Origin of the sequence: Paenibacillus sp. HGF5 (assembly GCF_000204455.1) — a bacterium.
Classification (GTDB): domain Bacteria; phylum Bacillota; class Bacilli; order Paenibacillales; family Paenibacillaceae; genus Paenibacillus_AQ; species Paenibacillus_AQ lautus_A.
Genome location: NZ_AEXS01000129.1, coordinates 70,828 through 97,072, shown reverse-complemented (window position 1 = coordinate 97,072; position 26,245 = coordinate 70,828). Strand labels below are relative to the sequence as shown.

29 protein-coding genes and 1 other annotated feature are annotated in these 26,245 nt (G+C 45.0%); of the genes, 26 read left to right on the top strand and 3 right to left on the bottom strand.

The annotated features are described in order from the left end of the window. The first annotated feature begins 253 nt into the window (after window positions 1-253). The 16 genes from HMPREF9412_RS20140 (at window position 254) to HMPREF9412_RS20075 (ending at window position 12,672) form a co-directional block, all read left to right on the top strand. Window positions 254-886: a hypothetical protein gene (locus HMPREF9412_RS20140; RefSeq protein ID WP_009593484.1), complete on the top strand. Its 633-nt coding sequence runs from the start codon at window positions 254-256 to the stop codon at window positions 884-886. A 171-nt stretch (window positions 887-1,057) separates the two neighbouring features. Further along, window positions 1,058-1,654 carry a chloramphenicol phosphotransferase CPT family protein gene (locus HMPREF9412_RS20135; RefSeq protein WP_009593485.1) on the top strand — a complete coding sequence of 199 codons (597 nt, stop codon included), beginning with the start codon at window positions 1,058-1,060 and terminating at the stop codon, window positions 1,652-1,654. A 203-nt stretch (window positions 1,655-1,857) separates the two neighbouring features. Next, window positions 1,858-2,511: a lysozyme inhibitor LprI family protein gene (locus tag HMPREF9412_RS20130; protein ID WP_036672864.1), complete on the top strand. Its 654-nt coding sequence runs from the start codon at window positions 1,858-1,860 to the stop codon at window positions 2,509-2,511. A 651-nt stretch (window positions 2,512-3,162) separates the two neighbouring features. Continuing rightward, complete coding sequence (locus HMPREF9412_RS20125) at window positions 3,163-3,594, top strand: GNAT family N-acetyltransferase (RefSeq protein WP_036672861.1); 432 nt, start codon at window positions 3,163-3,165, stop codon at window positions 3,592-3,594. Between the two features lie 257 nt (window positions 3,595-3,851). Further along, complete coding sequence (locus HMPREF9412_RS33690) at window positions 3,852-4,226, top strand: GNAT family N-acetyltransferase (RefSeq protein WP_368072388.1); 375 nt, start codon at window positions 3,852-3,854, stop codon at window positions 4,224-4,226. Next, window positions 4,184-4,465, top strand: coding sequence for a GNAT family N-acetyltransferase (locus tag HMPREF9412_RS33685; protein WP_368072387.1), 282 nt, complete (start codon window positions 4,184-4,186; stop codon window positions 4,463-4,465). The genes HMPREF9412_RS33690 and HMPREF9412_RS33685 overlap by 43 nt, the downstream gene beginning before the upstream one ends. 149 nt (window positions 4,466-4,614) lie before the next feature. Further along, the gene (locus HMPREF9412_RS20115; RefSeq protein WP_009593538.1) at window positions 4,615-5,064 is read left to right on the top strand and encodes a hypothetical protein; all 450 of its coding nucleotides are present in this window, start codon (window positions 4,615-4,617) and stop codon (window positions 5,062-5,064) included. Window positions 5,065-5,145: 81 nt separating this feature from the next. Then, window positions 5,146-5,718 carry a GNAT family N-acetyltransferase gene (locus HMPREF9412_RS20110; RefSeq protein WP_254664084.1) on the top strand — a complete coding sequence of 191 codons (573 nt, stop codon included), beginning with the start codon at window positions 5,146-5,148 and terminating at the stop codon, window positions 5,716-5,718. A gap of 304 nt (window positions 5,719-6,022) precedes the next feature. Next, the gene (locus HMPREF9412_RS20105; RefSeq protein ID WP_009593525.1) at window positions 6,023-7,132 is read left to right on the top strand and encodes a protein kinase domain-containing protein; all 1,110 of its coding nucleotides are present in this window, start codon (window positions 6,023-6,025) and stop codon (window positions 7,130-7,132) included. A 189-nt stretch (window positions 7,133-7,321) separates the two neighbouring features. Further along, window positions 7,322-8,041 carry a metallophosphoesterase family protein gene (locus HMPREF9412_RS20100; protein WP_009593519.1) on the top strand — a complete coding sequence of 240 codons (720 nt, stop codon included), beginning with the start codon at window positions 7,322-7,324 and terminating at the stop codon, window positions 8,039-8,041. A 193-nt stretch (window positions 8,042-8,234) separates the two neighbouring features. Continuing rightward, window positions 8,235-8,801 carry a histidine phosphatase family protein gene (locus HMPREF9412_RS20095; RefSeq protein WP_009593551.1) on the top strand — a complete coding sequence of 189 codons (567 nt, stop codon included), beginning with the start codon at window positions 8,235-8,237 and terminating at the stop codon, window positions 8,799-8,801. A 342-nt stretch (window positions 8,802-9,143) separates the two neighbouring features. Continuing rightward, window positions 9,144-9,236: a competence inhibitor ComI gene (gene comI / locus HMPREF9412_RS33410; RefSeq protein ID WP_254664083.1), complete on the top strand. Its 93-nt coding sequence runs from the start codon at window positions 9,144-9,146 to the stop codon at window positions 9,234-9,236. A gap of 458 nt (window positions 9,237-9,694) precedes the next feature. Further along, entirely contained in the window at window positions 9,695-10,147 is a 453-nt protein-coding gene (locus HMPREF9412_RS20090; protein WP_036672857.1) for a VOC family protein, read from the top strand. Between the two features lie 156 nt (window positions 10,148-10,303). Then, window positions 10,304-10,813 (top strand): DinB family protein, encoded by a 510-nt coding sequence (locus HMPREF9412_RS20085; RefSeq protein WP_009593511.1) that lies wholly within the window; start codon window positions 10,304-10,306, stop codon window positions 10,811-10,813. 236 nt (window positions 10,814-11,049) lie between these two features. After that, complete coding sequence (locus tag HMPREF9412_RS20080; protein ID WP_009593545.1) at window positions 11,050-12,078, top strand: phosphotransferase; 1,029 nt, start codon at window positions 11,050-11,052, stop codon at window positions 12,076-12,078. 177 nt (window positions 12,079-12,255) lie between these two features. Next, complete coding sequence (locus tag HMPREF9412_RS20075) at window positions 12,256-12,672, top strand: hypothetical protein (RefSeq protein ID WP_254664082.1); 417 nt, start codon at window positions 12,256-12,258, stop codon at window positions 12,670-12,672. 175 nt (window positions 12,673-12,847) lie between these two features. Here the strand turns inward: HMPREF9412_RS20075 and HMPREF9412_RS20070 are convergent, their stop codons facing one another. Both HMPREF9412_RS20070 and HMPREF9412_RS20060 read right to left on the bottom strand, forming a co-directional pair. After that, window positions 12,848-13,717 carry a cation diffusion facilitator family transporter gene (locus tag HMPREF9412_RS20070; protein ID WP_009593486.1) on the bottom strand — a complete coding sequence of 290 codons (870 nt, stop codon included), beginning with the start codon at window positions 13,715-13,717 and terminating at the stop codon, window positions 12,848-12,850. Between the two features lie 699 nt (window positions 13,718-14,416). Beyond that, window positions 14,417-16,363, bottom strand: coding sequence for an elongation factor G (locus HMPREF9412_RS20060; RefSeq protein ID WP_009593478.1), 1,947 nt, complete (start codon window positions 16,361-16,363; stop codon window positions 14,417-14,419). A 280-nt stretch (window positions 16,364-16,643) separates the two neighbouring features. On the opposite strand from HMPREF9412_RS20060, the gene HMPREF9412_RS20055 reads away from it, so the two are divergent. The 4 genes from HMPREF9412_RS20055 (at window position 16,644) to HMPREF9412_RS20040 (ending at window position 20,556) form a co-directional block, all read left to right on the top strand. Then, window positions 16,644-17,084 carry a GNAT family N-acetyltransferase gene (locus tag HMPREF9412_RS20055; RefSeq protein ID WP_009593512.1) on the top strand — a complete coding sequence of 147 codons (441 nt, stop codon included), beginning with the start codon at window positions 16,644-16,646 and terminating at the stop codon, window positions 17,082-17,084. 74 nt (window positions 17,085-17,158) lie between these two features. Further along, complete coding sequence (locus HMPREF9412_RS20050) at window positions 17,159-17,893, top strand: metallophosphoesterase family protein (protein WP_368072390.1); 735 nt, start codon at window positions 17,159-17,161, stop codon at window positions 17,891-17,893. Between the two features lie 65 nt (window positions 17,894-17,958). Beyond that, a complete protein-coding gene (gene infC / locus HMPREF9412_RS20045) occupies window positions 17,959-18,441 on the top strand; it encodes a translation initiation factor IF-3 (protein WP_009593569.1) in 483 nt (160 codons plus the stop codon). 89 nt (window positions 18,442-18,530) lie between these two features. Further along, window positions 18,531-18,789, top strand: a binding site (T-box leader). A gap of 78 nt (window positions 18,790-18,867) precedes the next feature. Beyond that, window positions 18,868-20,556, top strand: coding sequence for a glutamine--tRNA ligase/YqeY domain fusion protein (locus HMPREF9412_RS20040; RefSeq protein WP_009593560.1), 1,689 nt, complete (start codon window positions 18,868-18,870; stop codon window positions 20,554-20,556). A 137-nt stretch (window positions 20,557-20,693) separates the two neighbouring features. On the opposite strand, the gene HMPREF9412_RS20035 is transcribed toward HMPREF9412_RS20040, so the two are convergent. Further along, on the bottom strand, window positions 20,694-21,557 hold the full coding sequence (locus tag HMPREF9412_RS20035; protein WP_009593496.1) for a pentapeptide repeat-containing protein: 864 nt from the start codon (window positions 21,555-21,557) through the stop codon (window positions 20,694-20,696). Window positions 21,558-21,907: 350 nt separating this feature from the next. Here HMPREF9412_RS20035 and HMPREF9412_RS20030 point away from each other — a divergent pair, with 350 nt between their 5' ends. From HMPREF9412_RS20030 to HMPREF9412_RS20005, 6 genes are all read left to right on the top strand, one after another. Next, the gene (locus HMPREF9412_RS20030; RefSeq protein ID WP_009593502.1) at window positions 21,908-22,333 is read left to right on the top strand and encodes a DMT family transporter; all 426 of its coding nucleotides are present in this window, start codon (window positions 21,908-21,910) and stop codon (window positions 22,331-22,333) included. A 51-nt stretch (window positions 22,334-22,384) separates the two neighbouring features. Next, entirely contained in the window at window positions 22,385-23,086 is a 702-nt protein-coding gene (locus HMPREF9412_RS20025) for a Crp/Fnr family transcriptional regulator (protein ID WP_009593540.1), read from the top strand. 32 nt (window positions 23,087-23,118) lie between these two features. Beyond that, a complete protein-coding gene (locus HMPREF9412_RS20020; RefSeq protein WP_009593479.1) occupies window positions 23,119-23,577 on the top strand; it encodes a DMT family transporter in 459 nt (152 codons plus the stop codon). 34 nt (window positions 23,578-23,611) lie between these two features. Then, window positions 23,612-24,016, top strand: coding sequence for an NUDIX hydrolase (locus tag HMPREF9412_RS20015; protein WP_009593522.1), 405 nt, complete (start codon window positions 23,612-23,614; stop codon window positions 24,014-24,016). A gap of 326 nt (window positions 24,017-24,342) precedes the next feature. After that, window positions 24,343-25,587, top strand: a complete 1,245-nt coding sequence (locus tag HMPREF9412_RS20010; protein ID WP_009593530.1) for an MDR family MFS transporter — start codon at window positions 24,343-24,345, stop codon at window positions 25,585-25,587. 185 nt (window positions 25,588-25,772) lie between these two features. Continuing rightward, the gene (locus tag HMPREF9412_RS20005) at window positions 25,773-26,225 is read left to right on the top strand and encodes a DoxX family protein (RefSeq protein WP_009593552.1); all 453 of its coding nucleotides are present in this window, start codon (window positions 25,773-25,775) and stop codon (window positions 26,223-26,225) included. Window positions 26,226-26,245: the final 20 nt, after the last annotated feature.

Below are 26,245 nucleotides of genomic sequence, written 5' to 3'. Positions count from 1 at the left end.
AAATAACGATAAAATTTATAACGACCATATATTAGGTAGTAATTCATAGAAATGAGAGCATCGCCTAACATAGTATTTACGCTTCGGGCCATCGGGCCCTCGGTTCGCAAGATGGGGGTAACAGAGAGGTTTATTCAGCCCACAACCCTGTGAGGCTAAGTCCGACGGACCCGCGCTGACGCTCCTTTAAGCCTCTCGTGTTCGTGGATACAATAACGTTAGGCAAAATCATTATAAAGAAGGAAACCATTATATGAACATTAGGGGAATTATCCTTGAAGGGTTTTCAAACGCGGGTAAAACATCGCTTCTTAAAGCGATAAAACAATATCAAGCAATTGACGAATCAGCCGAGTTGAGCATCGTTATACTTGGTGAACATTATTCTCAGATTCTGAATAATGTTCATGGGGAGTTTGTTCGATTATCAAGAGATCAACATCTTGAACTATTAAGAGATAGAGTTGATATGCTAAAGAATTTAAATGATTGGGCGATTAATTTAGGACCATGGAAAAGAAAATCTAGAGGACTCTTTTTTGTATTAGAGAGGTTCCATTTAAATCATCGAGTCGCATTCTCGGATTCAGAAGATACAGAAATAACTAGTATTGAGAACGATTTAAATAAAATAGGAGCTAAATGTATCTTGTTAACTATATCTAATGATATTGTTGAAGAAAGAATAATGAGCAGAAATCCAAATAACTGGATTAACAAATCAAGAGAAGATATTAATGCGGCGTGCAAAGAATTAATCGAAACCCAAAATAGACTCAGAATTCAATCGTCCAAATCAATGGTACCTACAATTGAAATAAACACTGATAATAAAGAATGGGATAAGTATGCAAGATTAATCATGGAAGAAAATGACTTCGCCTAACATAATATTCCCGCTTCGGGGCATTCGCCCCTCGGTCCGGCCGGAGTAAGAAGAGGATTCGGGGAGGCAATTGACATTAGCAGGGAAACGATTTCAGCTGGACGCATACGACTAAGTCGTGGACACGAGAACGTTATCTGAAAGATACGCTTATAAGTGAGGGTGATTCGTTTGAAGCAAGGACAGATTGTGTTCTTGAACGGAACTTCAAGTGCAGGAAAGACTAGTATTTCTATGGAACTGATCAATCAGAAAGAGATTCTTTTTCATCATTTATCCATAGATGATTTTTTTCATAATTTCAATGATCTTATTAATAACAAATTTCCAGATTTAAAACCAGTAAAAGAATTGGATGATGTAGTTATCGGACAAATAATGTTTGATCCTATAATCTCCATGTACTACGCCACAATTAAACTGTTTTTAGAATATGGTCTGAATGTAATCGTCGATACCGTAATCGAAAATGACAAGTGGTTTAATGATTATCTTGATGTACTTATTGATTATCCTACATTATTCGTAGGTGTAATATGCTCGAAAGAAGAACTCACAAGAAGAGAGCAACTCAGAGGAGATCGAATGATTGGACTAGCAAATTCCCAGTTCGACAAAGTATATTGCTTTAATGAATATGACCTTGAAGTAAATACTGAAGATTTGAATCCAACAGAATGTGCCGAAAAGATATTAAATTTTATTAAGTCCGATCAGGATTACTCGGCATTAAAGAAATTAAGTAAAAGAAATGTTAGTAGTTCATAAAAAGGCATACCCATCAGATAACACCATATTCAAGCTGTGGGGCTATCGCCCCTGGGTTGTCAGATGAATAATCATGGAAAAAGCTCAGTCAACAAACGACCCCGCCTAAGATAAGAGCTATCTAAGGCGGGGTCGTTTCGTGAAAGCAAAACGTTATACGCCATTACCGGTAAATATTAAAGAATTATTTAAGGAGATCATTTATGAAAGGTAAGATATTCTTATTATTTTTTGTTACGATAGTGTTTTCATCTTGTCAAAATAGTAGTCAATCGACTACCTTGAACAGCGAAACTAAAACATTAATGAATTCTGAGCTGCCTCCTGATGTAGCGAGTACAGGTAATGGAACAGAATCGAAAGAAATAACTGAAGGTCGGTCAGATCCTTCTTACAAGGAAGTGTTAACCATGAGCATTGGGAACCTTGATTTGAAAGGAGAATTTTATGATGAAATGCTTCGTAATCCTATAGATCATGATTATGAGGTGGAATTTAATGAATTTCAAAATTCCAAAGAGATTATTACAACATTAGAATGGGGGGCGTTTGAAAGCAAATATACAGAGATTTGGGATGATGAGTTAGATCATATATATAAAAAGCTTCTTTCTAAGTTGGATAGAGAACCAAGAGAAGCACTAATTGAATCGCAGAAAGAATGGTTACAGTATCACTTAAGGGAAACAAAATTTGTAGAGAAGACATTTATTAATAATGGTTACCTTGGATCACAAGGGTCGGTAAGCTTAGGCAGGGTTATAAAGGAGAGAATTAGGGAAAGAACAATGCAATTATTTGAATATCGATATTTACGAGATGGTGAAGTTGAGTTTTTATACCAAAGTAAAAAATAGAGTTGGAATCTTGTTCAAAGGTTTTTAGCATTACAGACCTTATATAAATAAAAAATAATCAACAAAACATATAAAAGCGTTATAAAATGAGTTATACTGAGGTAAGAATAAGTAAGGAGCCGTGCTGGAACACGACTCCATAGCACAATAACTACATAAAGAGCAGTCGGCCACAGGAGTTAGGTCGAGAAATAGACCGTTACCTTAGCGAGGGCGGTCTATTTCTTTTTCATGTAGGTGAGCAATGCCAGAATGAACATGCCGAACAGAACATTAAGGTAAGTGCATCTTTGACCTCCATGGGCATCACCTCCCTTATGGGAGATTAGCCGACCGCCCTTAAAGCCGTATATTGTACTAGAAAATTAGAACACATAAGACATGATGAAATACCCTTAAAATACTATAATACATAAGAAACAATATATATCTGTTAAACATTTATAAGAATGTAATTTAAGATAAGGCAGTAACATCACCTAACCATACATCTAAGCTTCGCCCCTTGGTTTTTTCATAAGAAAGCACGCTCATAGGCGTAAATCCAGACAACACACGACCCAGCCTAAGATAGAGCTATCTAGGGCTGGGTCGCGTCATAGATGTGGGAAACGTTATGTGAAATCAGCCTAAATACAGAGGAGAATGTGAATGATAATTCGGGAAGCTGAAACCAATGACACCGAAGCTATTGAACGACTATATAAAGAGTTGCTTCCAAACAACACAAAAATAAAAGTGTTGGAAGCTAGAATAGAAGAAATTAAACAAGATCCTAATAGTTTCTTGTTCATTTGCGAAGTAGACCAAGAGATCGTTGCAACTGCACATCTGCATCTATGTTTAGATGCGTTGATTGAATCACAACCTTTCGGGGTTGTAGAACGTGTAATTGTATCTGGAAACAGACAAGGTCAAGGTTATGGATCGCTCATTATGAAGCATATTGAAGAGCTGTGTATTTCAAGGGGTTGTGTTAAAGTCTTTTTAACCAGCGGAGCTTCGAGGAAGCAAGCACACGAGTTCTATACAAAGTTAGGTTATGACGGTGATTCGAGTAAAGCCTTTAAGAAGTACTTATAATTTTTGAGAATTATTCGAAGATGAGGCAGACATCACATAACACCATATTCCCGCAGCGGGCGTTCGCCCCTTGGTCCGCCAAGAGCGAAGGGATTTCACTGCGGAGCGATTTCAGAGGTACAGGGAAGCGTTGGCGGACAACCCTGCGAACCTAACCGCGCCACGGCCGGTCCTTCAGCCTTAAGGTTCTCGGGTTCGGGAATACATAAACGTTATCTGAAAGCTAAGCACTAATATTTTATCTGAGGGTGGCTGCAATGACGCAAATTGAAGATCATTTTCAGGAGTTCCCTGTTCTTGAAACTGAGCGAACAAGATTAAGAAAGATAAGTTACTCGGATCAGGATGATATGTATGGTTATTGTAGATTTCCTATGGTATCGAGATATACCGTTTGGGACACTCATCAGTCACTTGATGATACAAAAGCATTTATTGAATTTGTGTTAAACCGTTATGACACACAGAAAGTAGGACCTTGGGGGATTGAGCACAAACAAGCCAAGAAACTAATTGGTAGTTGTAGTTTTGTGAGTTGGGATAATCGAAATAAAAGAGCAGAGCTTGGTTATGTATTGTCAAATGAATATTGGAATCAAGGATACATGTCCGAGGTAATTGGGAAATTTTAGATTTTGGATTCGATGAATTAGGATTAGTTCGAATTGAAGCAAGATGCCATCTGGATAATATCGGATCCGCCAGAGTAATGGAGAAGACTGGAATGCGATTTGAAGGGGTATTGAGAAGGCATATCTTAGCAAAGGGTGCTTTTCAGGATGTGAAATTGTATTCAATAAAGATGATTTTGCAAGTGAACTCGAAGAAGGCTTGGATAACTGATAACAACGTATTACCGCAACACGGCTAAAGCTCACCCGAAGAGGTGAGCGGGGAAGCAGAAATCAGCATGCCACTTCTGCGAACCTAAGTGGCATAGCCACCGTCCCTACGGTCCTTAGGGTTCTCGACGTCATGAATGCAATTGAAAGAGCTTAAATATTTATGAAGGTGAGTTCCATGTGGGTATACATTTCAAAGAATGGACTTGATCAAATTGATTTTCATGATTGTATTATTGAAGTTATTAACATCGAACACAATAAACTGATACTCATTTTAGAATCGGTAAATGTACTATCTGAACATAAATTAAACCCATACAATGTTGCAAAGAATACTGATCAATGTACATTGGAATTCTACAACGTTGAAACCTATGAATCAGGAATATTTGATAGAAATGAAGAAACAAAAACGAATATTGATTTAATTAATAATAAAGATTTTGAAATACTTAAACTAGATATAATTGAAGAAGGAAAACGAAATTTATACAGGATATTTGGAGTTTCATCTTCTTATAATAATGAATTCTCTGAAATAATAATTAAAGCAGAATATACAATAATTAATTGGAATGAATATATAACAGATGCATGGTTTGTTGATTGGCCAAAGAAGTCATGAAGTTTGTAGGAAGATTATAAGAAGATCTATTCATATAACATCGTATTCCCGCTGCAGGCTTTGCTCCGAGGTGATTCGGAGATGAAGATGCAGGCAGACACATCTGCGGCACTAAGATTTACATCTAAGGGTCTCAGCGTCGGGAGCACACAAACGTTATATCAACCGCCGAAACCTGATAAAAAACCTAAGAGTGAGGGAATCATCATGCCCAATGTGTCTGTCAGATACATTCATAGGAATGAATTAGATCAACTACTTTTGCTATATAAGTATTTAAATGCAGATGATCCAGAACTGAATATATACGAAATACAAGATCATTGGCGAGAGATAATGAATGACAAGCTGATGAAGATTATTGTTGTAGAGCATGAGGGGAAACTTGTCTCTTCATGTGTTTTAGCTATTATTAGTAATTTAACTAGGGGCGCAAGACCATATGGCTTGATTGAGAATGTTGTTACACATTCTGATTATAGAAAAAACGGTTACGGGAAATTAGTACTTCAAAAAGCAGTCGAAATCGCTAGGGAGAATGATTGTTATAAAGTGATGTTAATGACAAGTTCTAGAATGGAAGGAACCCAAAGCTTTTATGAGAGTTGCGGATTTATTAAAGGGGATAAGACAGGATTTATAATAAAGATGTAATGAGGGTAATTCGAAGATGCGCCGGCATCATTTACCATCATATCCACGCTTCGGAACCTGACGGCTCCTCGGTCTGCGGGTTGAGATTGGCAGGGGATAGAATTCGGCGGACACATATGCGAGGTTAACTGCGCTACGCGCAGCCGATTTGGTTGGAGGCTACGCCTCTCCAGATACGCACTTTAAGCCTCTCGACGTCGTGAATATAAGAACGTTATACGACAGAACAGAGAGATGATAATAGTTAGATAAATAGTAAAAAATGCATTAACCAGAACAAAAGAGCGAAAGGATGCTATCCCCTATGAAATTATCAACGAACGAGCATTCGACACACGACATTCGACTTGCCCGCTATGCCGCCGTGTCTACTGCCTTAAGTCTGGTAAGTGATGAGCAGCTTAGCAAGCGAGTGGAAAAAGCTACGGTTCTAAATACGGGTATTGGCGGTACAACGGCTTTCTTACAAATTGATGATACACCCGTGTTCGTGAAAATGGTTCCGCTTACGGAACTTGAAAGCCACTCCGAAAATTATATGTCTACCAGAAACGCGTTTAATCTTCCTCCGTATTGCCACTATGGGATAGGTTCACCAGGTGCTGGAGTGTGGCGTGAGGTCGCTGCCCATACAATGACCACCAACTGGGTTCTGGCGAGACAGTGTGAGAACTTTCCCCTAATGTATCACTGGCGGGTGTTAAAAAGCCCCAAACGGCGTAATCCAATCTCTGAGGAACTGAGCGATGTTTCCAAAATGGTTGAGTTTTGGGGTACTTCAAAAATACGGGATCGTATTGAGGCCCTTGAGCAATCCAACTACAATGTTGTACTGTTCTGTGAGTACGTACCTTACAACCTGCATAACTGGCTTACCGAACAGGTCGCTATTGGTGAGAATGCAGCCAATTCAGCGTTTGCCTTGTTGGACTCAAACTTGCTGTCAACGGTCTCCTTTATGAATGCGAACGGATTACTACATTTCGACGTTCACTTTAACAATGTTTTAACCGACGGTCACCGTGTGTATATTTCGGACTTCGGACTTGCAACGTCTTCTCGATTTGAACTGTCAGATTCCGAATTGGAGTTTTTTGAATTGAACAAGACTCATGATGGATGTTATGTGGCAGCACAAATAGTGAACTGGCTTGTAGCAGCATTGACTGGTAGGATGAACCGTTCTGAACGAATCGAATTTATACGTCGTTGTGCTGAGGGTAAGGAATTCCTAGAAGTGATGGATTCTGCAGCGGAGATTATAATGCGGTACGCTCCTATAGCTGTAGTGATCAATGATTTTTACACCAATCTCGTTTCGAATAACAGAAATACATCGTTTCCCGTTGAGGAGATTGAACGGGTCTGTATGAAAACTGGGTTCCAGCTGCCCTTCTCGAATCCCATAACATAATATTCACGCTACGGGTTGGCTGTTGCCGACCCTTGATCCACCGGGAGCGATAAGCAAGGGAACGGAGTCAGGCGGACACACCCATCTCCCTTCGATAAGAGCTATCTAAGGGAGATGGACGTCGTCGTAATACAGGAACGTAGGTGAAATCCGCCAAGAGCTTAAAAACATTTATAGTTAGGAGATTCTATGAAGCGAACAATTATGATTAGCGATATTCATGGATGTATCGATCAATTAAATCAGATGTTGCATCTTATCAAATATAATTCGATAGATGATCAGTTGATTTTGCTTGGTGATTATGTAGATAGAGGGCCTAATAGTAAAGCAGTAGTTGAAAAAGTAATCGAATTAGTAAGTATGCATAATGCCATTGCTTTACGAGGCAATCATGACCAACGATTGGTTGATTTAATAAATAATGATAGCGCATTGATTCGATCTAAATTTATTGAACATGGGGGAATACAAACCCTCCAAAGTTATTGTGATATTAATAACATGAATAACGAAATCTCTGATGAGATATTGAACCAGGCGAAGGATACAATTAAGACTTTTTTTGGTCACCACATAGACTTTTTAAGTGAATTACCTTTATATCACGAAGATCATGATCACATTTATGTTCATGCGGGATTGAATCCCAATTTTATAGATTGGAAGAACCAGCCAGAATATGATTTTATGTATATTAAGGATGAATTCATTCAACACAGTTTTGAGGATTTAAACAAAAGAGTTATTTTTGGACATACAAGAACTATTGATATCCATGGCACATCAGATATTTGGTTTAGTAAAGACAAGATAGGAATTGATGGCGGATGTGCATATGGATTGCAGTTGAATTGTTTAATTTTTCAAGAAGGATCGTATATAACGGAACAGATAAAGAACTGTTGAAAGTTAATCCATGAAGCGGGGGACATCACCTAACATCATATCCACGCATCGAGCCTGACAGCTCCTCGGTCCGCGAGAAGCGATTGGCAGGGAAGCAAATTCAGCGGACACATCCGCACCGACTAACCGCATCGCGGCCGCTCCCGTTGGTCGGTTGGACAACGTGGATACGGGAACGTTCAGGGAGGGTTTTATGAAGACCATTATTTATATGGTTAGGCATGCCGAGTCACCATATACAGAAGGAAATGAAAGAACTAGGGGGCTTACCATAGAGGGAAAGATGAACGCAGAAAAAATAACTGAAATATTAAAGGATGAAGGAATAAACATGATTATATCAAGTCCTTATGCTCGAGCAATTCTAACATTGGAGGGGTTGGCCAAAGAGTTAGAAATAGATATTCAGATATTTGAGGATCTTAGGGAAAGGCACTTTTCAGACTATATTATTACTAATGAAGAATTTATGCCCGCTATGAAGAAGATGTTTGATGACCCTGCCTATGCATTGCCAGGAGGAGAGTCTAACACTGTTTGCCAAAATAGATCAGTTGTAGTGTTGAAAAATATCTTAGAAGAACACAAGGGAAAGAAAGTTGCTATTGGAACACACGGGAATGTAATGACGTTGATGATGAATTATTTTAATTCGAATTACGGATTGGATTTCATGAATCAAACAAAGAAACCAGACATCTATAAATTAAAATTTAAAGACCTAGTATTAGAAGAAGTAACAAGACTTTGGAAAGAATAGATTAATTTGTGGATGGATCGAAGAGAACTTTGGCATCACATAACACCATCTTCACGCTGGCACACACTTGCGGCTCCGTAATCGGAGAAGTTAAGTCAGGCAGATAACCCTGCGAGGCTAAGTTGCGGAGCCACCCGGTCGCTAGCTCGACCTTTTACCTCTCGGGCTCGTGAATACAACAACGGTATCTGAAAGGGCCGACAATTGTATTAAAACCATATTTAGAATCGAAAAATCAAAAGTCATCATAAGAACGCTTGTACGCACATGTAAATAAAGGTAAAATATAACTACAATTAAATCTTGGGTGGTCATGGTTTCCCTTCGAAAGGAGGTGAAGCCATGGAAGTGAAAGATGCACTAACGATTATGTTCCTATTTGGATCATTCTTTCTTGCACTTTTAACTTACATTAATAACAACAAGAGAAAGTAAAAACCCACCCTAAGGTTGACCGCCGAAGGTGGGTTTCCGATCGTAAATGACTAAGAAGGGATTACCCATTCAAGCCAATTGTATGGACCAAGTGTTAGCGCACTTGGTCTTTATTAGATATATAATACCATACTTGAAAAGATGTATCAAAGAACTAATTGAGTTAGAAAACCATTGTTGAACAGACATATAGACTGATATTGTAAGTTATTCCATGATGGCATCGCCGTCAGATAACATCGTATCTACGATCCGGGCCGTTCGGACCTTAATTCGCGAGAAGTTGTAGGCAGAGAAGCCATACCAGCTCACAACCCTGCGAGGCTATGTTCGTTGAACCGGTCGTTGTTCCCCATAAGCCTCTCGGGTTCGTATATACATTAACGTTATATGACATACCCGAAAACCCAATTCACTTATTCCTGTAAATAAATTTGTACACATAAGGAGATAAGGCAATGGCAAACAACAAATTACTAAGAATGGACAATGTGGGCATCGTCGTAGAATCCCTTGATGACGCAATCTCTTTTTTCGAGGAGATCGGCTTGAAGCTCGAAGGGCGAGCCACGGTCGAAGGTGAATGGGCAGGTCGCGTAACCGGACTGGGTTCTCAGTGCGTCGAAATTGCTATGATGGTTACCCCCGATGGTCACAGCCGACTTGAGCTTTCCCGATTTCTAACCCCACCTACTATATCAGATCACCGGACTGCTCCTGTAAACGCCCTCGGTTATCTACGCGTTATGTTCACCGTGCAAGACATTGACGAAATGGTATCCAGACTCACTAAGCATGGTGCTCAGCTCGTTGGCGAAGTCGTTCAGTATGAGGACTCTTATAGGCTCTGCTACATTCGTGGAACCGAAGGAATTCTAGTCGGTTTGGCGGAACAACTCGGTAACAATTAAGTAACTGACGTTTTAATAAACGTCAGTTACGGAAATATACATTTCTAGAGTAAAAATTAAGTTCATCTAATGGATGCAACTCGAGTGTGAAATGGACGGAATTATCTTAAGAGGAGCGCTATAATTTTCCATATCTCTATAGAGAGGGGACCACGCATGAACCAAAGACCGTCAGAAGTAGAATACACCGGGGGCTTCGGCGAGTATATCCGGTTGGTGCCGGAAGGCAACATCATCGACATTCTGCTCGCCCAGGAAAAGCAAATGACCGAATTGCTGGCATCGTTGAGCGAAAGCCAGGGCGCATATCGGTATGCAGAAGGAAAATGGACGCTGAAAGAAGTCGTGGGGCACATCGCGGACGGGGAACGCGTCATGACCTACCGTCTTCTCCGGTTCGCAAGAGGGGACCAGACGCCTCTGCCCGGATTCGACCAGGAAGTGTTCATGCCTCCTTTCGGAAGCTGGACAACCGCGCAGTTGGCTGAAGACTACCGGGCGGTACGGCAATCGACGATCACACTCTTACGCGGGTTGCCAGCGGAGGCGTGGTCCCGCAAGGGCACAGCCAACAACGTAAGCATTACGGCGCGCGCCCTCGCGTACGTCATCGCGGGACACGAACTTCATCACATGGGGGTCATCCGAAATCGGTATTTGAGTTAGTCGTCCGGAAGATCGGGACGGAAGCTGTGTTGACAAAACGGCTTCCGGCCTTTCTTTATGGTATGCCCTTCCCGCCCCGTTCATAGTTGATCGGAAGAGAGGACAAGACGGGAGGCTTTCGGGAGGCGTGAAACATGGTGGAGAAGCTTTGCAGCTGGCATTTGCGTTATTGCTATACTCTGACGAGACACGGGCTGGCCTGAACCACAATTCCTCATCATATGGTGGTGAGACTTTTGATAAGTAAGTTCAAAATCGAAGATAAACAGCTTATTTTATTCATACAAAATAACTACGGAATTCTTATTAAGGATATTGAATTTATTCCGGTCGGGGATTCGGCGTATTCCTATAAAGTAAATTGTATTGACGAACAACAATATTACTTGAAGTTATTTGATCATCATAATGATAGACAAAGAGAGGGAATACGACGACTAAATTATTACCTGCCTTTGACTTGGGACCTTTATCATCAAGGGTTGTTTATAAACATTACTCATCCAATAAAGAATTGCTTTGGGAGTTTATTTACTAAATTACAAGACATCACTATAGTTTTATTTAATTTTATAGTTGGAGAGACCTTGGCTGAGGCATATCCTTTCTCAGATGAGATTCTTGTAGGAATTGCAAAGTCCGTGGCTACATTAGAACAGATTACTTCGCAAGTGAATCAGACTTTATTACCAAAGGAATCATTTGATATCACTTTCGAATCTGATCTTTTGAGATGTATTTCGATCCTTGAGAAATCAAATCGAAACAATTGCTTAAATCAATCACTGCGAGAGCTTGTTTTATTAAAGAAAGAACAAATTCTTTCTTCCATGAACGTAGTTAGAGAAATCCGGAATTCAGTTTACATCAATTCTAGCCAACTTGTTTTGTGTCACGGTGATATGTGGGGTGGGAATATCATATATCACAATACTCAGTTGTTCTTTTTAGACTGGGAATCGGTGATCTTAGCACCACCCGAGTATAATTTATTTGGCTATATTGGTTCGAGTTTCGACATCTTTATATCTTCCTATATTAAACAGTTGGATCGAAAATTTCAGATTAATCTGGACTTGATTCGCTTTTACTCTTATCGTGCACATCTTCGTAATCTATCTAACTGGATTATGAATATTCTAATTAGAAATAAAGATGAGTCTCAAAGTATTAATGACTTAGACATGATTCGAAACCACTGTTTGAATCGATTTGATCAAATTGAACCCAATATAAGAAACATTAGAAGAGACATAGTAAGTTGAATACTAATTTGAAGAAGGCTATCGTTTGCTTAAAGCGGTGGGACGTGAACACACCAACTTTATTATCCATGGGGGGAGAGTGCAATTATAACCAATCTAAAAAATAGAAGAACACTTATGATCCTCATACTCGTTATAGGGACATTATATTTTGTTCTGGGTGATATGAATGGTTTCATGAGTAAGTCAAACTTAAATAAAGAAATTCAGGTAAAACAAATCTCCAGCACGGAGATGTCCAAAGCACGATACACCAGAAAAGGATCAGGTGCATATATCGATTGGATAGACGTTGAATTAAATCAGGATGAAATTAATAATATTGTAAATTGGATTAATTCTGTACCTGAATCAGATCGTGTAGCGTTGAATCAAATACCAGCAAACACCAGCATTAGTGCAGGGATTGTTTTTAAATTAAAGGCCGGAAGAGAAATAAGAATCCAATATGATCTTGAAAAGATTTATATAACAAGAACAGATATATGGACTGGGCAAATGATTTATACAATCGATCAAGAAAACTTAAGGGATTTCTTTGATCAACAACTTAAAGGGTTTTATTTTGGAGAAGACAAGGTAAATAAATCTTGAAGGTGATCCAGGAAGCCCATCTAACATCATAGGCGTTGACCTGAACCGCTATGAAACAATGGAGGAATTGAAGCGCACTTTTAAAATCGATCGAAGCACAGAATTGATGAAAGGTCCGGCCAATGAGAAAGCGGCCGGACCTTCGTCGTTGTTTTGACACTTTGGAATCAGGAGTTTAACTCGGTTCAATATGAACATGGACGTCGTAAACGCCGTGCGTTTCTTTTAATTCATGCTCCACCTGGTCCGAAATATCATGGGCAACCCGAATGTCCAGATTGGATCTGACCAGAATGACGATGTCGACCACCGTGTTGCTGCCGTAATTTCTTGCCCGAATGTCTTTGACCCCTTTGACGCCAACCACTTGTTTCACGGTTTCTTTGTAGCCTTTGATGATGTTCTCATCGAATCCGTCGGTTAAATGATGAGAGGCATCACGGAATATATCCCAAGCGGTTTTGCATATCAGAAAACCTACCACTATGGCCGTCAGCGGGTCGAGCCAGGGAAGTTGAAATTGGGCCCCGATGATGCCGACAACCGTGCCGATACTGACCCAAGCGTCCGAGAGATTATCCTTCGCGGCCGCCATTACGGCTTGGCTGTTAATTTGGCTGGCAAGACGCTTGTTATAGCGGTAAACGCAGTACATGACCAACGCGCAGCCGATACCGGTCCAGGCGGATATGAGATCAGGCGATTCGTGGGTACCTTCAAACATGGAAGATGAGGCCCCGAACAATACCTGGATCCCGACGGCCATCATGATGAAAGAGGCGATCAAGGATGCTACCGTTTCCGCTTTCCAGTGTCCGTAAGGATGATCCCGGTCCGCAGGTTTTTGCGATAATCGTAATCCGATCAATACGGCAATAGATGCCACAATGTCGGTAGCATTATTTAATCCGTCGGCACGCAGAGCTTCGGAGTTCGCCGAGTAACCTATCAATAGCTTGATTGCAGATAGACAGATATAAGCAATGATGCTGATAATCGCACCTTTTTCACCTAATTTTAGATCCTTGTAACGTTGTTCTTCCACGTCTGGCCGACTCCTTCCGCACACCCCTAAAAATAGTACCTGACTATAATACCAATCCACGCATGGGTGGGTCTAGAGCAACGTTTTTTCCTGTCGCTTAATATGTGACAAGGGGCAAAAAATGTTGCGCCGAACTAAGAAAGATAGATTCCGGTAAAACGCAAAAAAATGCCGGCGATGCGCCGGCCGTAATTTGTTGTATATATCAACCGTAGATAGGCAGCCCCAATCGAATATCAGCCTATCGTAGGCTATCGATTGTTTCTCCGAGATTTGCGGCGGAGGATGCTTATCGTGAGCATGATGGAAATAATCCCGATTATGGCATGCATAGGCCTCTTGCCTCCTGAAGGTTCATAATGGAACATCGGTTATGCATTCATCTTATTCACGATGAAAGGCTCGTGCTTGGGTTGTTATGCACGGCAGGCCGCAGAATCAATAGAAAACGTTACGCGTTCCGCTATGGCGAACATAATCCATATGCTACGGCGTTCGGTTCGTTTCCCTCGCTTTTAATCGCTTATAGCGGACATGCGCAGGCTTTTTTTGTGCGGGAAGAAGAAAAATAGCGGGCGAGATTCTCTCTCGACACCGCTACCTGTCTTTACATCCTGTGTGCATGAGTCGCCTAACGCGAAACAAGCTGAATAACCTACCAACTTGCAATTCGATGAAGCCGCAAGTCCGCCAGTGTTCTTACATGATCTTGTTTAAGTGAAGCATATATTCACCACGGTTCAGCGGGTTGACTTGCCGACGTGTATTCACTGGGAAGGGAGCTTGCACCTTCGTATAACCGCCTGGTTTAACGGTGAGCATGCCTTCACCGCTCGTAAGGGAATGAACCTCGGCTTTCAGCAAGTCGGTAGTCCGTACCGGAATGGTGCCGTGAACGTGGACGGTACCGTTATGGAACGCAGGTTCCTGATAAGTGCCGTCCAGCGCGGCTAATTTGGAAAGTACTTTGCTTAAGCTGTTTTCCGGCAGAATGAATTGAATCACGTTCATGGGCTCGTATACTTCCGTCCCTGCTTGGTCGAGCGCAGCCATGAGGACTAGAGGAGTTAAGCTTCGAAAGTCCTTTGCCGTCGAAACCGGGCTTGCGTAACCGGTATGCGTCAGCGTTACGATCGTATCGGTCACGGCCCATCCGTACAAACCTTCCTGAAGCACCTCGAATACCGTGTCTTTGATTGCTTTCTGAAAAGCTAAGGGAAGGGAGCCCAGCTCCACTTCCAGTCTGTACTGAATTCCGGTACCGAGCTCGCCAGGTTCGACCCTGATGCCCACCGTTGCATAAAAAGGACACTCGCCTATATATTCAACGGCTTCGCCCGTGCCATAAGGCTTCTCGATACATATCACCCGCGGCGCGGAAAATTCGGCTTCGATGCCGTACTGCTGCAGAATCGTTTCCAGCAGAATTTCTTGCTGGACTTTGCCGAATACATGGATGACATTCTCGCTTGTTTTCGTATCCTGGCTATATTGCAGAAAAGGATCCTCTTCGGTGAGATCGCTTAAGGCGGCATGCAGCTGATGTTTCTCCGCGGAATGAACGGCCGAAACCCGGACTTGAATCGGCGGCTTCTGAAAATGAACCGTCTTCATCCTCCCGGAAACGCTGCCGATGATGTCGCCCACCTTGAGTTCGCCATCGATGAGAATGGCAATGTCGCCTGCGCCGATTCCATGGACCGGAATGGATTTGCCCTGGCGCAGGGCATGAAGCTGCTTCACCTTGAGCGTCGAGGTTTGTCCGTTCTGATGGATCACCGGAATTTCATCACGATACTGGATGCAGCCTGCATACAGGCGGAGGTATACATTCCGCTCTCCATTCGGCCGTCTGATCACTTTGAATACCAAGCCGGATAACGGTTCATGCTGAAGCATTGACGAATGGTTAACCGGGAAAAAATCACCGAGCGCTTGAAGCAGCGGTTCAATGCCGAGTCCTTTGGCTGCTGAACCTGCAAATAGGGGATAAGCTTTGCCTTGGCGCGTTTGCCTCCGCAATTCCTCCTGCAGCCGCTCTTGTGATATCGGAATATCCAGGGCATAATCGTTCAGCAGATCGTCATTGGACAATGCCAGAGTTTCCACCCAGCCTGCGTGGTGGGGATCGGCCGTGTCCGCCTGAACGGCTGCGCCGCCTTCCTTCATGACCGAGCTCATCTCGCAAATATGTTCGTCAAGCTGATGGCGTATCATCGCATAAACCTTCCGGTAGTCGGCGCCCATTCGATCGATTTTGTTCATGAACAATAGGGTGGGTATCTTTTGTTCCTTCAATGTCTGCATGAGCACGCGGGTTTGAGATTGTACGCCTTCAACGGCGGAAATGACTAGAATGACGCCGTCCAGTACACTAAGCGAATGCTCGACCTCCGAGATGAAGTCGGCATGACCGGGCGTATCGATGAGATTGACTTTCAGATCGCCCAGCATGAACGATACCGCGGCGGATTTGATCGTAATGCCCCGTCTCCGCTCAATGTCCAGCGAATCCGTGGTCGTACTGCCATGGTCCACCGAGCCGGCTTGTTCAATAATACCGGCCTTATAAAGAATTTGCTCTGTTAACGTAGTTTTACCGGCGTCAACATGGGCCAAAACTCCAATGTTCAATATGTTCTTCATATATCGTAACCCTCATTCGTTTCATCATTTGTAGTCCTTTCGGTTGGATGTCGTTGTGACATTGCCGCATAGATATCGCCTCCATGTAGAATAAAGTTACTTCTAGTTTATCCATTGAGAAGTGAACGGAATATGGAATAAATGCTTATAATCATTCATTATCTTGCACAGTACCTGACAACGTGCTGCGTCCTGTTTGGATTTAAATATTTATTACCGTGAAATATCGCCCGAGTTGAATTAGGATAGAGGCATAAACCATGTTGAAGGAGTCTTGCATTTGATATCACTTCATGTCATAGATAAAGATAATTGGGAGGATTGCATCCGCCTTAAACCCAAACCTGAACAGGAGAAATGGATTGCCCCTAATCTATATTCCATAGCGGAAGCTCAATTTATGGAGGGTTTCGAGACGAGAGCCATTTTCCATGATGATGAAATGATCGGATTTGTTATGTACGGGCTGCACCCGCACGATGACAACTATTGGATATACCGATTTATGATCGACGGCAAATTTCAGGGAATGCATTATGCCAAGCCTGCGATTCGCCTGGTTCTTGATGAGATTCGCCATTCGCCGAATCGTACGGATGATGTTATGCTGTGTTACAAACCCGGGAACGAGCGTGCAAAAAGACTATATACTCAAATCGGGTTTACGGAAGCCGGATTTGCTCCCTGGGGAGATGTGATGGCTAAATATAGTTTTGTATAATATAGACGTTCATAATATAAAACCGTGCGTTCTGCCATAACTTATGGCGGCACTATCAAAGAGGAAGGGAGGAGATTACGATTCGAACCTTAGCGATAAGCGACATTCATGGCTGCTACGATGAATTCAATCAATTATTGTCTGAAGTGCAGTATAATCCCGCACAGGATAAGCTGGTCCTGCTTGGGGATTATGTGGATCGCGGATCAAAAAGCAAAGAAGTGATTGAGCAGGTGATGGGAATGCGGGATTCCGGCGTCATCACCCTTCGCGGGAATCATGATCAGATGATGCTGGATGCCATTCTGCTGGATACGGACGAAGTCAATTCACGCTGGATTCGCAATGGTGCGCGAAACACGATTGAAAGTTATTGCGGCGCCGATTTTTTGGATGGCGATATGGATCGCTCCAGATACAATGAAGGCAAGGCCTACATAAAACGGGAATATGAGCATCATCTATCCTTTCTCGATACGCTGCCCCTGTATTATGAAACAGACAGCCACCTATTCGTGCATGCCGGAATCAATCCGGGCGTGGAAGACTGGAAGCAGCAGCCTCCACATGATTTCATCTGGATACGGGAACCCTTCTACAATTATCCTACCGGCATCAACAAAACCGTAGTGTTCGGGCATACCCCGGCCGTCAACTTGCATGACTCGGAGCATATTTGGTTCTGCGACGATGGGGACAAAATCGGCATCGATGGAGCATGCGTATACGGCAAGCAGTTGAACTGCCTGGAAATCACGGAACAGTTGGAATACCGAACGTATTTTGTCCGGTCCGTGCCTGCGGAGTGATAGGAAGAGTATGTTATTCTATCATTAAAGCCATGGTTTAACAGACATAATAGGAGGATCAGTCCATGTTGATGATGAACGAAAAGATAAAAGCGCGCGAAGTCGAGCTTACCGGCCTGAACGGCGAGGAGTTGGGTGTCGTCTCCAAGGATGAGGCGCTTGCCCTGGCAAAGCGTCACAAAGCCGATTTGGTGTGCACCTCGTTGTTCAGCAGCCCGCCGCCATGCAAGCTCGTAAGCCGCGGCCAGGCGAAGCAGGAGGCGGTTAAGGCGAAGCAGCAGGTTTCGGGTGGTCTGATTAAAGTCAAGGAATTCCGCCTGTCCGTACATATCGAAGATCATGATTACGACACCAAGCTCTCGCAGATGCATAAGCTGCTGGCAGCGGGCAAAGCCGTCCAGCCGGTCATACGCATTCAAGGCAAGGAAGGCGAAGCGGCCCGAAAGCTGCTTGAACGACTCGTTCAGGATCTGGCCGAGGTGGGCAAGAAGGAAACGGGCATTCAGGTCAGCGGCAAACAGGCTGCGGTGAAGCTGCTGCCGATATAATCTTGTGGAACGTCTTACAAGAGCGTTTCATTTTAGGTGACGTACAGCGGTTTACTTTTTGAGTTTCTGGTGATATTATGGATCAAATTATAAACGCCATGAAGAGAAGAGTAGATGAACAGGAATCCCTGCAGAGAGCTCCGGTATGCTGAAAAGGAGCGGGAAGCCCTTCATTGAACCAAGCCTCTGAGCGGCGCATCGGAACTTATGAACAAGGGATGGTGCGACAGGAGCTCCTGTTACAGAGCTAGGGTATAAGCGATCGCGTGATGGCCGTACCTGATAAGGCTGGTATCGTGAGATATCGGCGAACAGGGGTGGCAACGCGAAACCAATCTCGTCCCCAAGACTTATGTCTTGGAGACGGGATTTTTTTGTTTTATACGGCATGGCGGCAGTAATTAAAAACATAAGGAGGATTCAGGTATGAGCAACGATTACAACAGAGGAGCGGAAACGGCGGATTTTTTGACCAGGATGATCAAGGAGGATGTGGAGAACAACGTATATCACAGGCCGGTGGCTACGCGGTTCCCGCCAGAGCCCAACGGTTATCTGCACATCGGCAGCGCTTATGCAATCCACATTAACCATGCCATCGCCAGCCGGTTCAACGGGACATTCAATCTTCGGTTCGACGATACGAATCCGCTGAAGGAAGACATGAAATACGTGGATGCGATCCGGGAGGATATCGAGTGGCTCGGACTGAAGCCGGGCGTTTATTTCGGATCGGATTATGCGTTTCAAATCGCTGAGGCAGCCAGGAAGCTCATCATCAAAGGGAAGGCTTATGTCTGTGATCTCACGCCGGAACAAATGACGGAATACCGGGGGACGCTGACCGAAGCCGGCATGAACAGCCCGTTTCGAGAGCGCAGCATCGAGGAAAATGTATCGTTATTCGAACAAATGCTGGCAGGGGCATTCCCGACGTCCGCGAAAGTGCTCAGGGCCAAAATCGATATGTCTTCGCCCAACATGAACCTGAGAGATCCTGTCTTATACCGGATTATTCATGCCGAGCATTATCGTACGGGAACCATGTGGTGCGTGTACCCGATGTATGATTTTGCCCATCCGATCCAGGATTGGATCGAAGGAATCACCCATTCGCTGTGTTCTGCCGAATTTAAAGACCATCGACCGCTGTACGAATGGGTGCTGGCCGAGCTGGAAGTGACGGAGCCCCCGAAGCAGCGGGAGTTTGGCAGATTGAATATCTCCGGATACGTTACTAGCAAGCGATACCTGAGGGAACTCGTCGAGGGAGGTTTTGTGGACGGATGGGATGACCCCAGACTGCCTACGCTGAAAGGACTTCGGCGACGGGGGGTGACTCCCGAGGGAATCCGGCAATTTCTGGACGAACTCGGTGTGATTCGCGGCAACAGCATGGTGGACTCGGCGATGCTTGACCATTTCATCCGTCAGGACTTGAAGGATCGGTGCCGCAATGCGATGGCCGTCATGAACCCGCTAAAGGTGATCATTACGAATGTTCGGGAAGATTGCACTGAGTTGCTGAGCATACCGAACCATGAACATGTTGAGGCGTTAGGGATGCGGGAGGTTCCTTTTTCACGGGAGCTGTATATCGAACGGGAGGACTTCATGGAGGAGCCGGATCCCGGATTTCATCGGTTATCGCCCGGCAAGGAAGTGCGCTTGAAAGGAGCCTACTTCATCAAATGCGACCATGTCGTTAAAGACCCGGCATCGGGGGACATCATGGAAATTCACTGCACGTATGATCCACTGACGAAGAGCGGCAGCGGATTCAAAGGGCGCAAGGTGAAATCCACGCTGCACTGGGTCTCTGCGAAGCATGGGGTTCCGGCGGAGCTTCACTTGTACGATCCATTGTTGAAGGAATCAGCCGAGTTGCTGGAATCGGATAATATCTGGGTGGATCTGCTGAACCCGGATTCGTTGATTCGGGTCAAAGACGCCATACTGGAGCCTTCCATGCAGGAAGCGGTCATGAACCAAACGTACCAATTTATCAGACACGGCTATTTCTGCCTGGATTCCAAGCATGCAACGGAGCAAAGGCTGGTGTTTAACCGGATCGTATCGTTGAAGGATTCATGGAAGAAGACCGGCAAGAATTAATGGATACGATCAAGGGGCCGCGATCGTCGGGTACGGACATTCAGACAGCACAAAGAAGCCGGCAGCGAGTGGCTGCCGGAGATTCCTTTGCGAAGGTCTTGGTCAATGATCCTGTGTATGCTGCTATTCATGGGACGTTAAGACGTCCAATGGGCCGGCCGGGCTAAGGAAGAAGGTAGCCGGGTGCTTGCGTCTCCCTTCGCTGCGTTAACCTGGAATTGAGTCAGGAAGAGGCTGTTCGTTAAATTAGCTCCCCTTAGGTCCGCATCCCGGAAATCGGCCCCGATCAAATCCGCGGCCCGCAGATCGGCTCCTCTGAGGTCCGCCGCAATGAGGTAAGCTCCTCTCAGATTGGCGTATCGAAGGTCAGCTCCTTTAAGCTTTGCTCCCATGAGATCGGCACCGCGGCCCCCGATCTTCTGACGCACGGGCGGCCCTTTATGCTTCCGTCGCGCATCGTCCCGCACAAGCTCACTGGTTCGAAGAAGCAGCTGGTTCACTTCAGCGCGATGAGCTGCCACATCCAGACGTAACAGGGATGCGGCTGGAAGCTGGGTCAACCTCCTCGTCGCTTCCAGCGACGACCTAAGATCAGAATGTATGCCATGCGCCGGCTGCAAACTCAGCGCTTCGTTCAGATACCATAACAGCTCGTGAAGCTGTCGCATAATCGGAAATACGTCGAACATTTCTTTTGCCGTCTCCGGGGCCTGCCGCCAGTCGCGTCCGTTATAGGTAACCTGTGAAACCATTTGTCCCGCGCCGAAGCATTCATAAACGGTGCATCCCCGCATGCCGCGCTGCCGCAGACTGTTGTGCACGCCGCATCGGAAGTCGGATTGCAGATGGCGGCAAGGGGTCCCGCCGTCTTTGTCGATGGCAAAATCGGTAGAGGAAGCGAAAGGCAAAGCGACGCAGCATAATCCAAAGCAGCGTTCGCAATCCGATTGCAATTGAATTCGGCCCTGTTCATCAGGGTTGTGTTCTTGTCTGTCTAGCATGCGTAGAGGAGCTCCTTCCGGTCATTGAACGTCAAGAAATGACTAATCATAGTTATATTTTAAAACAAAAGAAGGATAGAGTCATAGATGCAATGTTGGTTATAACTGTTTTATACCTTAAGAATGCGCGATAGCCGGATCTGCGTAACCCTCATTTAGGCTGCCAAGGAAATTTAGGCAGCTTTATTTTGCATGATCGATGAAAAGCCAACAGATAGTATATAATGAAATTCGTGTCTTCGGACAGGCTAGATGTGGAATCCCGTTCATTTCAGGACATATGTCCTTTCCTGCGTCCGGTGAGATCACTTTTAATAGTATACAGATCTATAGATGAAGGAGTTTGTATCGTGAGAGGAATATTATTTGCATTCATTGGGGGTGCCTGCATTACGCTGCAAGGTGTAGCCAATGCACGAATCAGCCAGGATATGGGCACCTGGCAAGCCGCCGCCGTCACGCAGCTGACCGGTTTTTTGATGGCATTGGTCATTCTGCTGTTCGTCCGGGACGGCAGCAGGGAAGGCTTTGGGCAAGTGAAGCCGCTGTATCTGATCGGCGGAGCGTTGGGCGCACCCATCATATTCAGCGAGGTGACGGCGATTCAGAATATCGGTGTTACATTAACGATATCCGCGTTATTAATCGCCCAGCTATTCTTGACGTTCCTGATTGACAGCAACGGATGGTTCGGCGTGACGAAGAAGAGAATGAGTTTGCCTCAATTCATCGGGATCGGGATGATGATTGCCGGAGTCGTGATTATCAAATTATGATGCGGATAACAAGAGGCCTTTAGACGGGTGATGGGGAAAGGAGACAGGGATGTGAGGGAAATTCATGATGCCGAGCTCATGCAGGATTTTTTGTTAAGCAACCAAATCAATTCCGTATTTCCCGATGGGCTAAAACCTTATTTGGTGTTATATCATTTTGACCACGGCGACATCATCTGTACGCAAGGCGATCCTGCCGAGATGCTGTACGTCCTGGTTGAAGGGAAAATTAAAATCTTCACGACATCCGCGGAAGGCAAGGCGCTGGTTCTTTCATTCAAAACGCCGCTTGAGGTGATCGGAGACATCGAATACGTTCAGGGAAATCCGATGATCAATACGGTACAGGCCGTGTCGCCCGTCTACATGATCGGCGTGCATTATCGCTGGCTTCGCAAATACGGGCAGGAGTTTCCGCCGCTGCTTCAATTTTTGCTGCGGATCATCACGCGGAAGTTTTATATCAAATCCAATTTCTTGAGTTTTAATTTACTGCACCCGGTGGAGGTGCGACTGGCCAGTTATTTACTGTCCGTGTCGGAGGAAGAGTCGGGCACGTTTGTCATGAGCGACCCGGCCGCATACCATCTGACGGATGTCGCGAATCTGCTTGGAACCAGTTATCGGCATTTGAACCGGGTGATCCAGAAATTCAGCCGTGAAGGACTGATCGTGCGCCGCAAGGGTTCCATTCTGATCAAAGATCGGGAAGCGTTGATGAGTGTCGCCGGCGGCAATATCTACGAAGAATAACGATGGTGAAGAAACCGTAAGGGAGATAGAGCATGGTAGCAGGATTGGTATTAGCGCTAATCGCGGGTTCGTTGGTTAGCTTGCAGAACATTTTCAATAACAGGGTGAATGAAAAAACAGGCTCCTGGTCTACAACGACGTTGGTGCTAGGCATGGGCTTTGTGGCTTCGTTCGTCATGAGTCTTGTCGTAGAGGGAAAAGGGACATTCGACATTCAAAACATGGAGCCCTGGTACTGGATCAGCGGAATGATCGGAGTCGGGGTCGTGATCTGTTTGGTACAAGCGACAAGGCTGCTTGGTGCTACATTCGCGATTTCGATCGTTATGACCTCGCAGCTCGGCTTCGCGCTGCTGTGGGACTCTTTGGGCTGGTTGGGCCTGGAAAAGGTCCCGTTTACGAGCAATCAGTTGATCGGTGTTCTTGTGATTATCGGGGGTATACTAGTATTTAAGTTAGGCGGTAAACAGGAGCAGCAAGAGACGGCATAGCTATCGGCAATTGAAGAATGAGGGAGGAATCCATATGATAACGGAAATTGATAAAATCGCTTGGATCCACATCCTGGATGGACGCATACTGGGCGCACGTTCCAAAGGCAAGGACACGTATTACCTGCCCGGAGGAAAACGGGAACCGGGAGAATCCGATATCGAAACACTGGTTCGGGAAATCGAGGAGGAGCTGTCCGTTCGCATCAAACCGGAGACCGCGGCGAATGCAGGGAGCTTCCGCGCTTCCGCCCACGGTAAATCGGAGGGCGTACGAGTAACGATGTCCTGTTATACGGCTGAATATGAAGGGGAGTTAAGACCGGCTTCGGAGATTGAAGAGCTGGCATGGCTCACGTATAAGGATCGGGCACGGGTCTCCGAGGTCAGCCAGATGATCTTTGACCATTTGCATGAACTGAAAAAGCTGGCGGATTAAGCCTTGGAGATGATCCAATTACTTGATTCCGGCTCCATCTGACGGGCGTTTTCGTTATCCATGCCCGCCCTGACAGCAGGTCCAAGTGAATACAGCCATGCAACAAAAAAAGACGCTCCGAGGGGAGCGTCCTTTGTATTTGGAACAAATGTTCGTTTTATGGGTCATCTAAAATGAAAATCACTATATTCGGCTTTGATATTATTAGTATAACTCAGCGTTAAATATAAGTCTATATTTTGCCAGGAAAATGCCCTATAGTTTGTAATACCCGGCCGGGAACCAATGTTGAACTTGTGCTGTTTGGACTGAAGAGAGGGAGTTTTATGCCATTACGATTATGGAATACCAATTTAAAGGTTCGATTATTCGGCGAAGCGCTGTTCAATATGCTGTTTTGGATGTATTTTCCTTTCATAACGGTATATTTCGGCGCTGCTCTAGGCAATCATATCGCGGGAATCCTAATGACGGTTCCTCCGATATTCAGCATCGTCGGCAGCCTGCTCGGCGGCGCTTTAGCCGATCGGCTGGGACGACGCCCCGTCATGCTGCTTGGCGCCTCGCTGCAAACGGTCATGTTTGCGCTGTTCGCGCTGTCGCCTTCGCACTGGACCGATTATGCCGCATTTATCGGCATCGGATTCGGGGGAGCCATCTACAGGCCAGCCAGTTCGGCGATGGTAGCGGATTTGGTTCCCGTTCAAGAACGACGGCAGGTATTCGCAACGTTTACGACGGCAAACAACTTAGGGGCCGTGCTTGGTCCGGCACTTGGAGCCATTTTCTTTTTTCAGTATCGTCAAGAGCTCCTGTGGTCATGTTCAGTCGTATTGCTGGTCTATTTCATCGCGATTTACTTCATTGTTCGGGAAACCTTACCGGCTTCAGCGAGCATTCCGGAGCGAACTGATTCGATCCTTCAGGTATTTAAGGCGCAGTGGAAGGGATATGGCATCATTTTTCGGGATAAAGTGTTTCTGGTATACATACTGGCAGGGATATTTGCCCTTGTGACCATCATGCAGCTGGACCTGTATTTGGCGGTATATGTCATCGATTATGTGCCATCCCAGACGCTGTTCTCCTGGAACGGTCATTCGCTAATGTTAACGAGCACGGAGATTCTTGGGTGGGTGCTGGGCCTTAACGGGCTCCTGTTCGTTCTATTTATTCTTCCGGTAACCAAGTGGTTTCGGAACTGGAAGGAGCGGGACGTATTCGTTCTTTCATCCTTGCTATCCGGTGTAGGCACGTTTGCGCTCGGGCTGAACACCAACATCTGGTTTTTATTCTTCGTAACCATTATTTTTACTTTCGGGGAAATTGTCCGCTCGCCGGTGACCCAAAGCTTTATCAGCCATTATGCGCCGGAGCATGCAAGAGGACAGTATATGGGAGCTGACAGTCTGCAGTTTACGGTAGGAAGATTACTGGCGCCGGTGACGGTATTTCTGTCAGCTTGGGTATCGCCGATGGGCGTATTCGGCATCATCCTGTTATCGGCCTTGATCAGCACGGTGTTGTATATTCTGCTATTTCGAATGTATGTAGAAAAAAGCCATAGCTAGCGTAAGCTTTAATGAATCGTAAAAAGAAAGGGCCAAGCCGGGTTTGGATGCAACCGGCTTGGTTCTTTACATTTTCATACGAGGCTGGCCGTGGAGGTTTGGAAAAATGTTGTATTTTCGTATTTACAAACCGCCGGTCGGTATATATAATGAAGTTACAAATTCACGAAAGGTTGGTGAAGGCCATGATACCGTTTATCGCCATGTTCGTGTCGCTTCTTTTGTTTCGGGCACTGGGCTTTGCAGGTTGGGAGTATACGAATGATTGGGTTATTTCGCTCAGGTTTGCGGTTGCGGTCATGTTCCTGATTACGGCTTCTGCCCATTGGGGAAAACGTCGAGCCGATCTGATCGCGATGGTCCCGCCGGGGATCCCTTATGCCGCGTTTGTTGTTAGCGTCACCGGGGTGCTGGAGATTGCGGGAGCTATTCTGATCCTTATTCCGGCCACGACCGCCTTCGCCTCTTCAGGCCTGGCTCTTATGCTGCTGGCCATGTTTCCGGCCAATGTGTACGCTGCAAAACACCGATTGCCGCTCGACGGCAAGCCGGCCACTCCGATCGGACCGAGAACGCTGATGCAAATCGTGTTCCTGGCGGCGGTCATCATGGCGGGATGGCTTCCGCCTCAGGGGTAACCAACCAACCAATCAACCAA

Coding starts and splice junctions, on each gene's coding strand:
- HMPREF9412_RS20035 (WP_009593496.1), bottom strand. CDS start 21,557: ATGCTAGACAGACAAGAACACAACCCTGATGAACAGGGCCGAATTCAA.
- HMPREF9412_RS20130 (WP_036672864.1), top strand. CDS start 1,858: ATGAAAGGTAAGATATTCTTATTATTTTTTGTTACGATAGTGTTTTCA.
- HMPREF9412_RS20125 (WP_036672861.1), top strand. CDS start 3,163: ATGATAATTCGGGAAGCTGAAACCAATGACACCGAAGCTATTGAACGA.
- HMPREF9412_RS20015 (WP_009593522.1), top strand. CDS start 23,612: ATGATAACGGAAATTGATAAAATCGCTTGGATCCACATCCTGGATGGA.
- HMPREF9412_RS20060 (WP_009593478.1), bottom strand. CDS start 16,363: ATGAAGAACATATTGAACATTGGAGTTTTGGCCCATGTTGACGCCGGT.
- HMPREF9412_RS20110 (WP_254664084.1), top strand. CDS start 5,146: ATGAAGATGCAGGCAGACACATCTGCGGCACTAAGATTTACATCTAAG.
- HMPREF9412_RS20095 (WP_009593551.1), top strand. CDS start 8,235: ATGAAGACCATTATTTATATGGTTAGGCATGCCGAGTCACCATATACA.
- HMPREF9412_RS20010 (WP_009593530.1), top strand. CDS start 24,343: ATGCCATTACGATTATGGAATACCAATTTAAAGGTTCGATTATTCGGC.
- HMPREF9412_RS20115 (WP_009593538.1), top strand. CDS start 4,615: ATGTGGGTATACATTTCAAAGAATGGACTTGATCAAATTGATTTTCAT.
- HMPREF9412_RS20020 (WP_009593479.1), top strand. CDS start 23,119: ATGGTAGCAGGATTGGTATTAGCGCTAATCGCGGGTTCGTTGGTTAGC.
- HMPREF9412_RS20005 (WP_009593552.1), top strand. CDS start 25,773: ATGATACCGTTTATCGCCATGTTCGTGTCGCTTCTTTTGTTTCGGGCA.
- HMPREF9412_RS20105 (WP_009593525.1), top strand. CDS start 6,023: ATGAAATTATCAACGAACGAGCATTCGACACACGACATTCGACTTGCC.
- HMPREF9412_RS20085 (WP_009593511.1), top strand. CDS start 10,304: ATGAACCAAAGACCGTCAGAAGTAGAATACACCGGGGGCTTCGGCGAG.
- HMPREF9412_RS20075 (WP_254664082.1), top strand. CDS start 12,256: ATGAGTAAGTCAAACTTAAATAAAGAAATTCAGGTAAAACAAATCTCC.
- comI (WP_254664083.1), top strand. CDS start 9,144: ATGGAAGTGAAAGATGCACTAACGATTATGTTCCTATTTGGATCATTC.
- HMPREF9412_RS20040 (WP_009593560.1), top strand. CDS start 18,868: ATGAGCAACGATTACAACAGAGGAGCGGAAACGGCGGATTTTTTGACC.
- HMPREF9412_RS20090 (WP_036672857.1), top strand. CDS start 9,695: ATGGCAAACAACAAATTACTAAGAATGGACAATGTGGGCATCGTCGTA.
- HMPREF9412_RS20140 (WP_009593484.1), top strand. CDS start 254: ATGAACATTAGGGGAATTATCCTTGAAGGGTTTTCAAACGCGGGTAAA.
- HMPREF9412_RS20100 (WP_009593519.1), top strand. CDS start 7,322: ATGAAGCGAACAATTATGATTAGCGATATTCATGGATGTATCGATCAA.
- infC (WP_009593569.1), top strand. CDS start 17,959: ATGTTGATGATGAACGAAAAGATAAAAGCGCGCGAAGTCGAGCTTACC.
- HMPREF9412_RS33690 (WP_368072388.1), top strand. CDS start 3,852: ATGACGCAAATTGAAGATCATTTTCAGGAGTTCCCTGTTCTTGAAACT.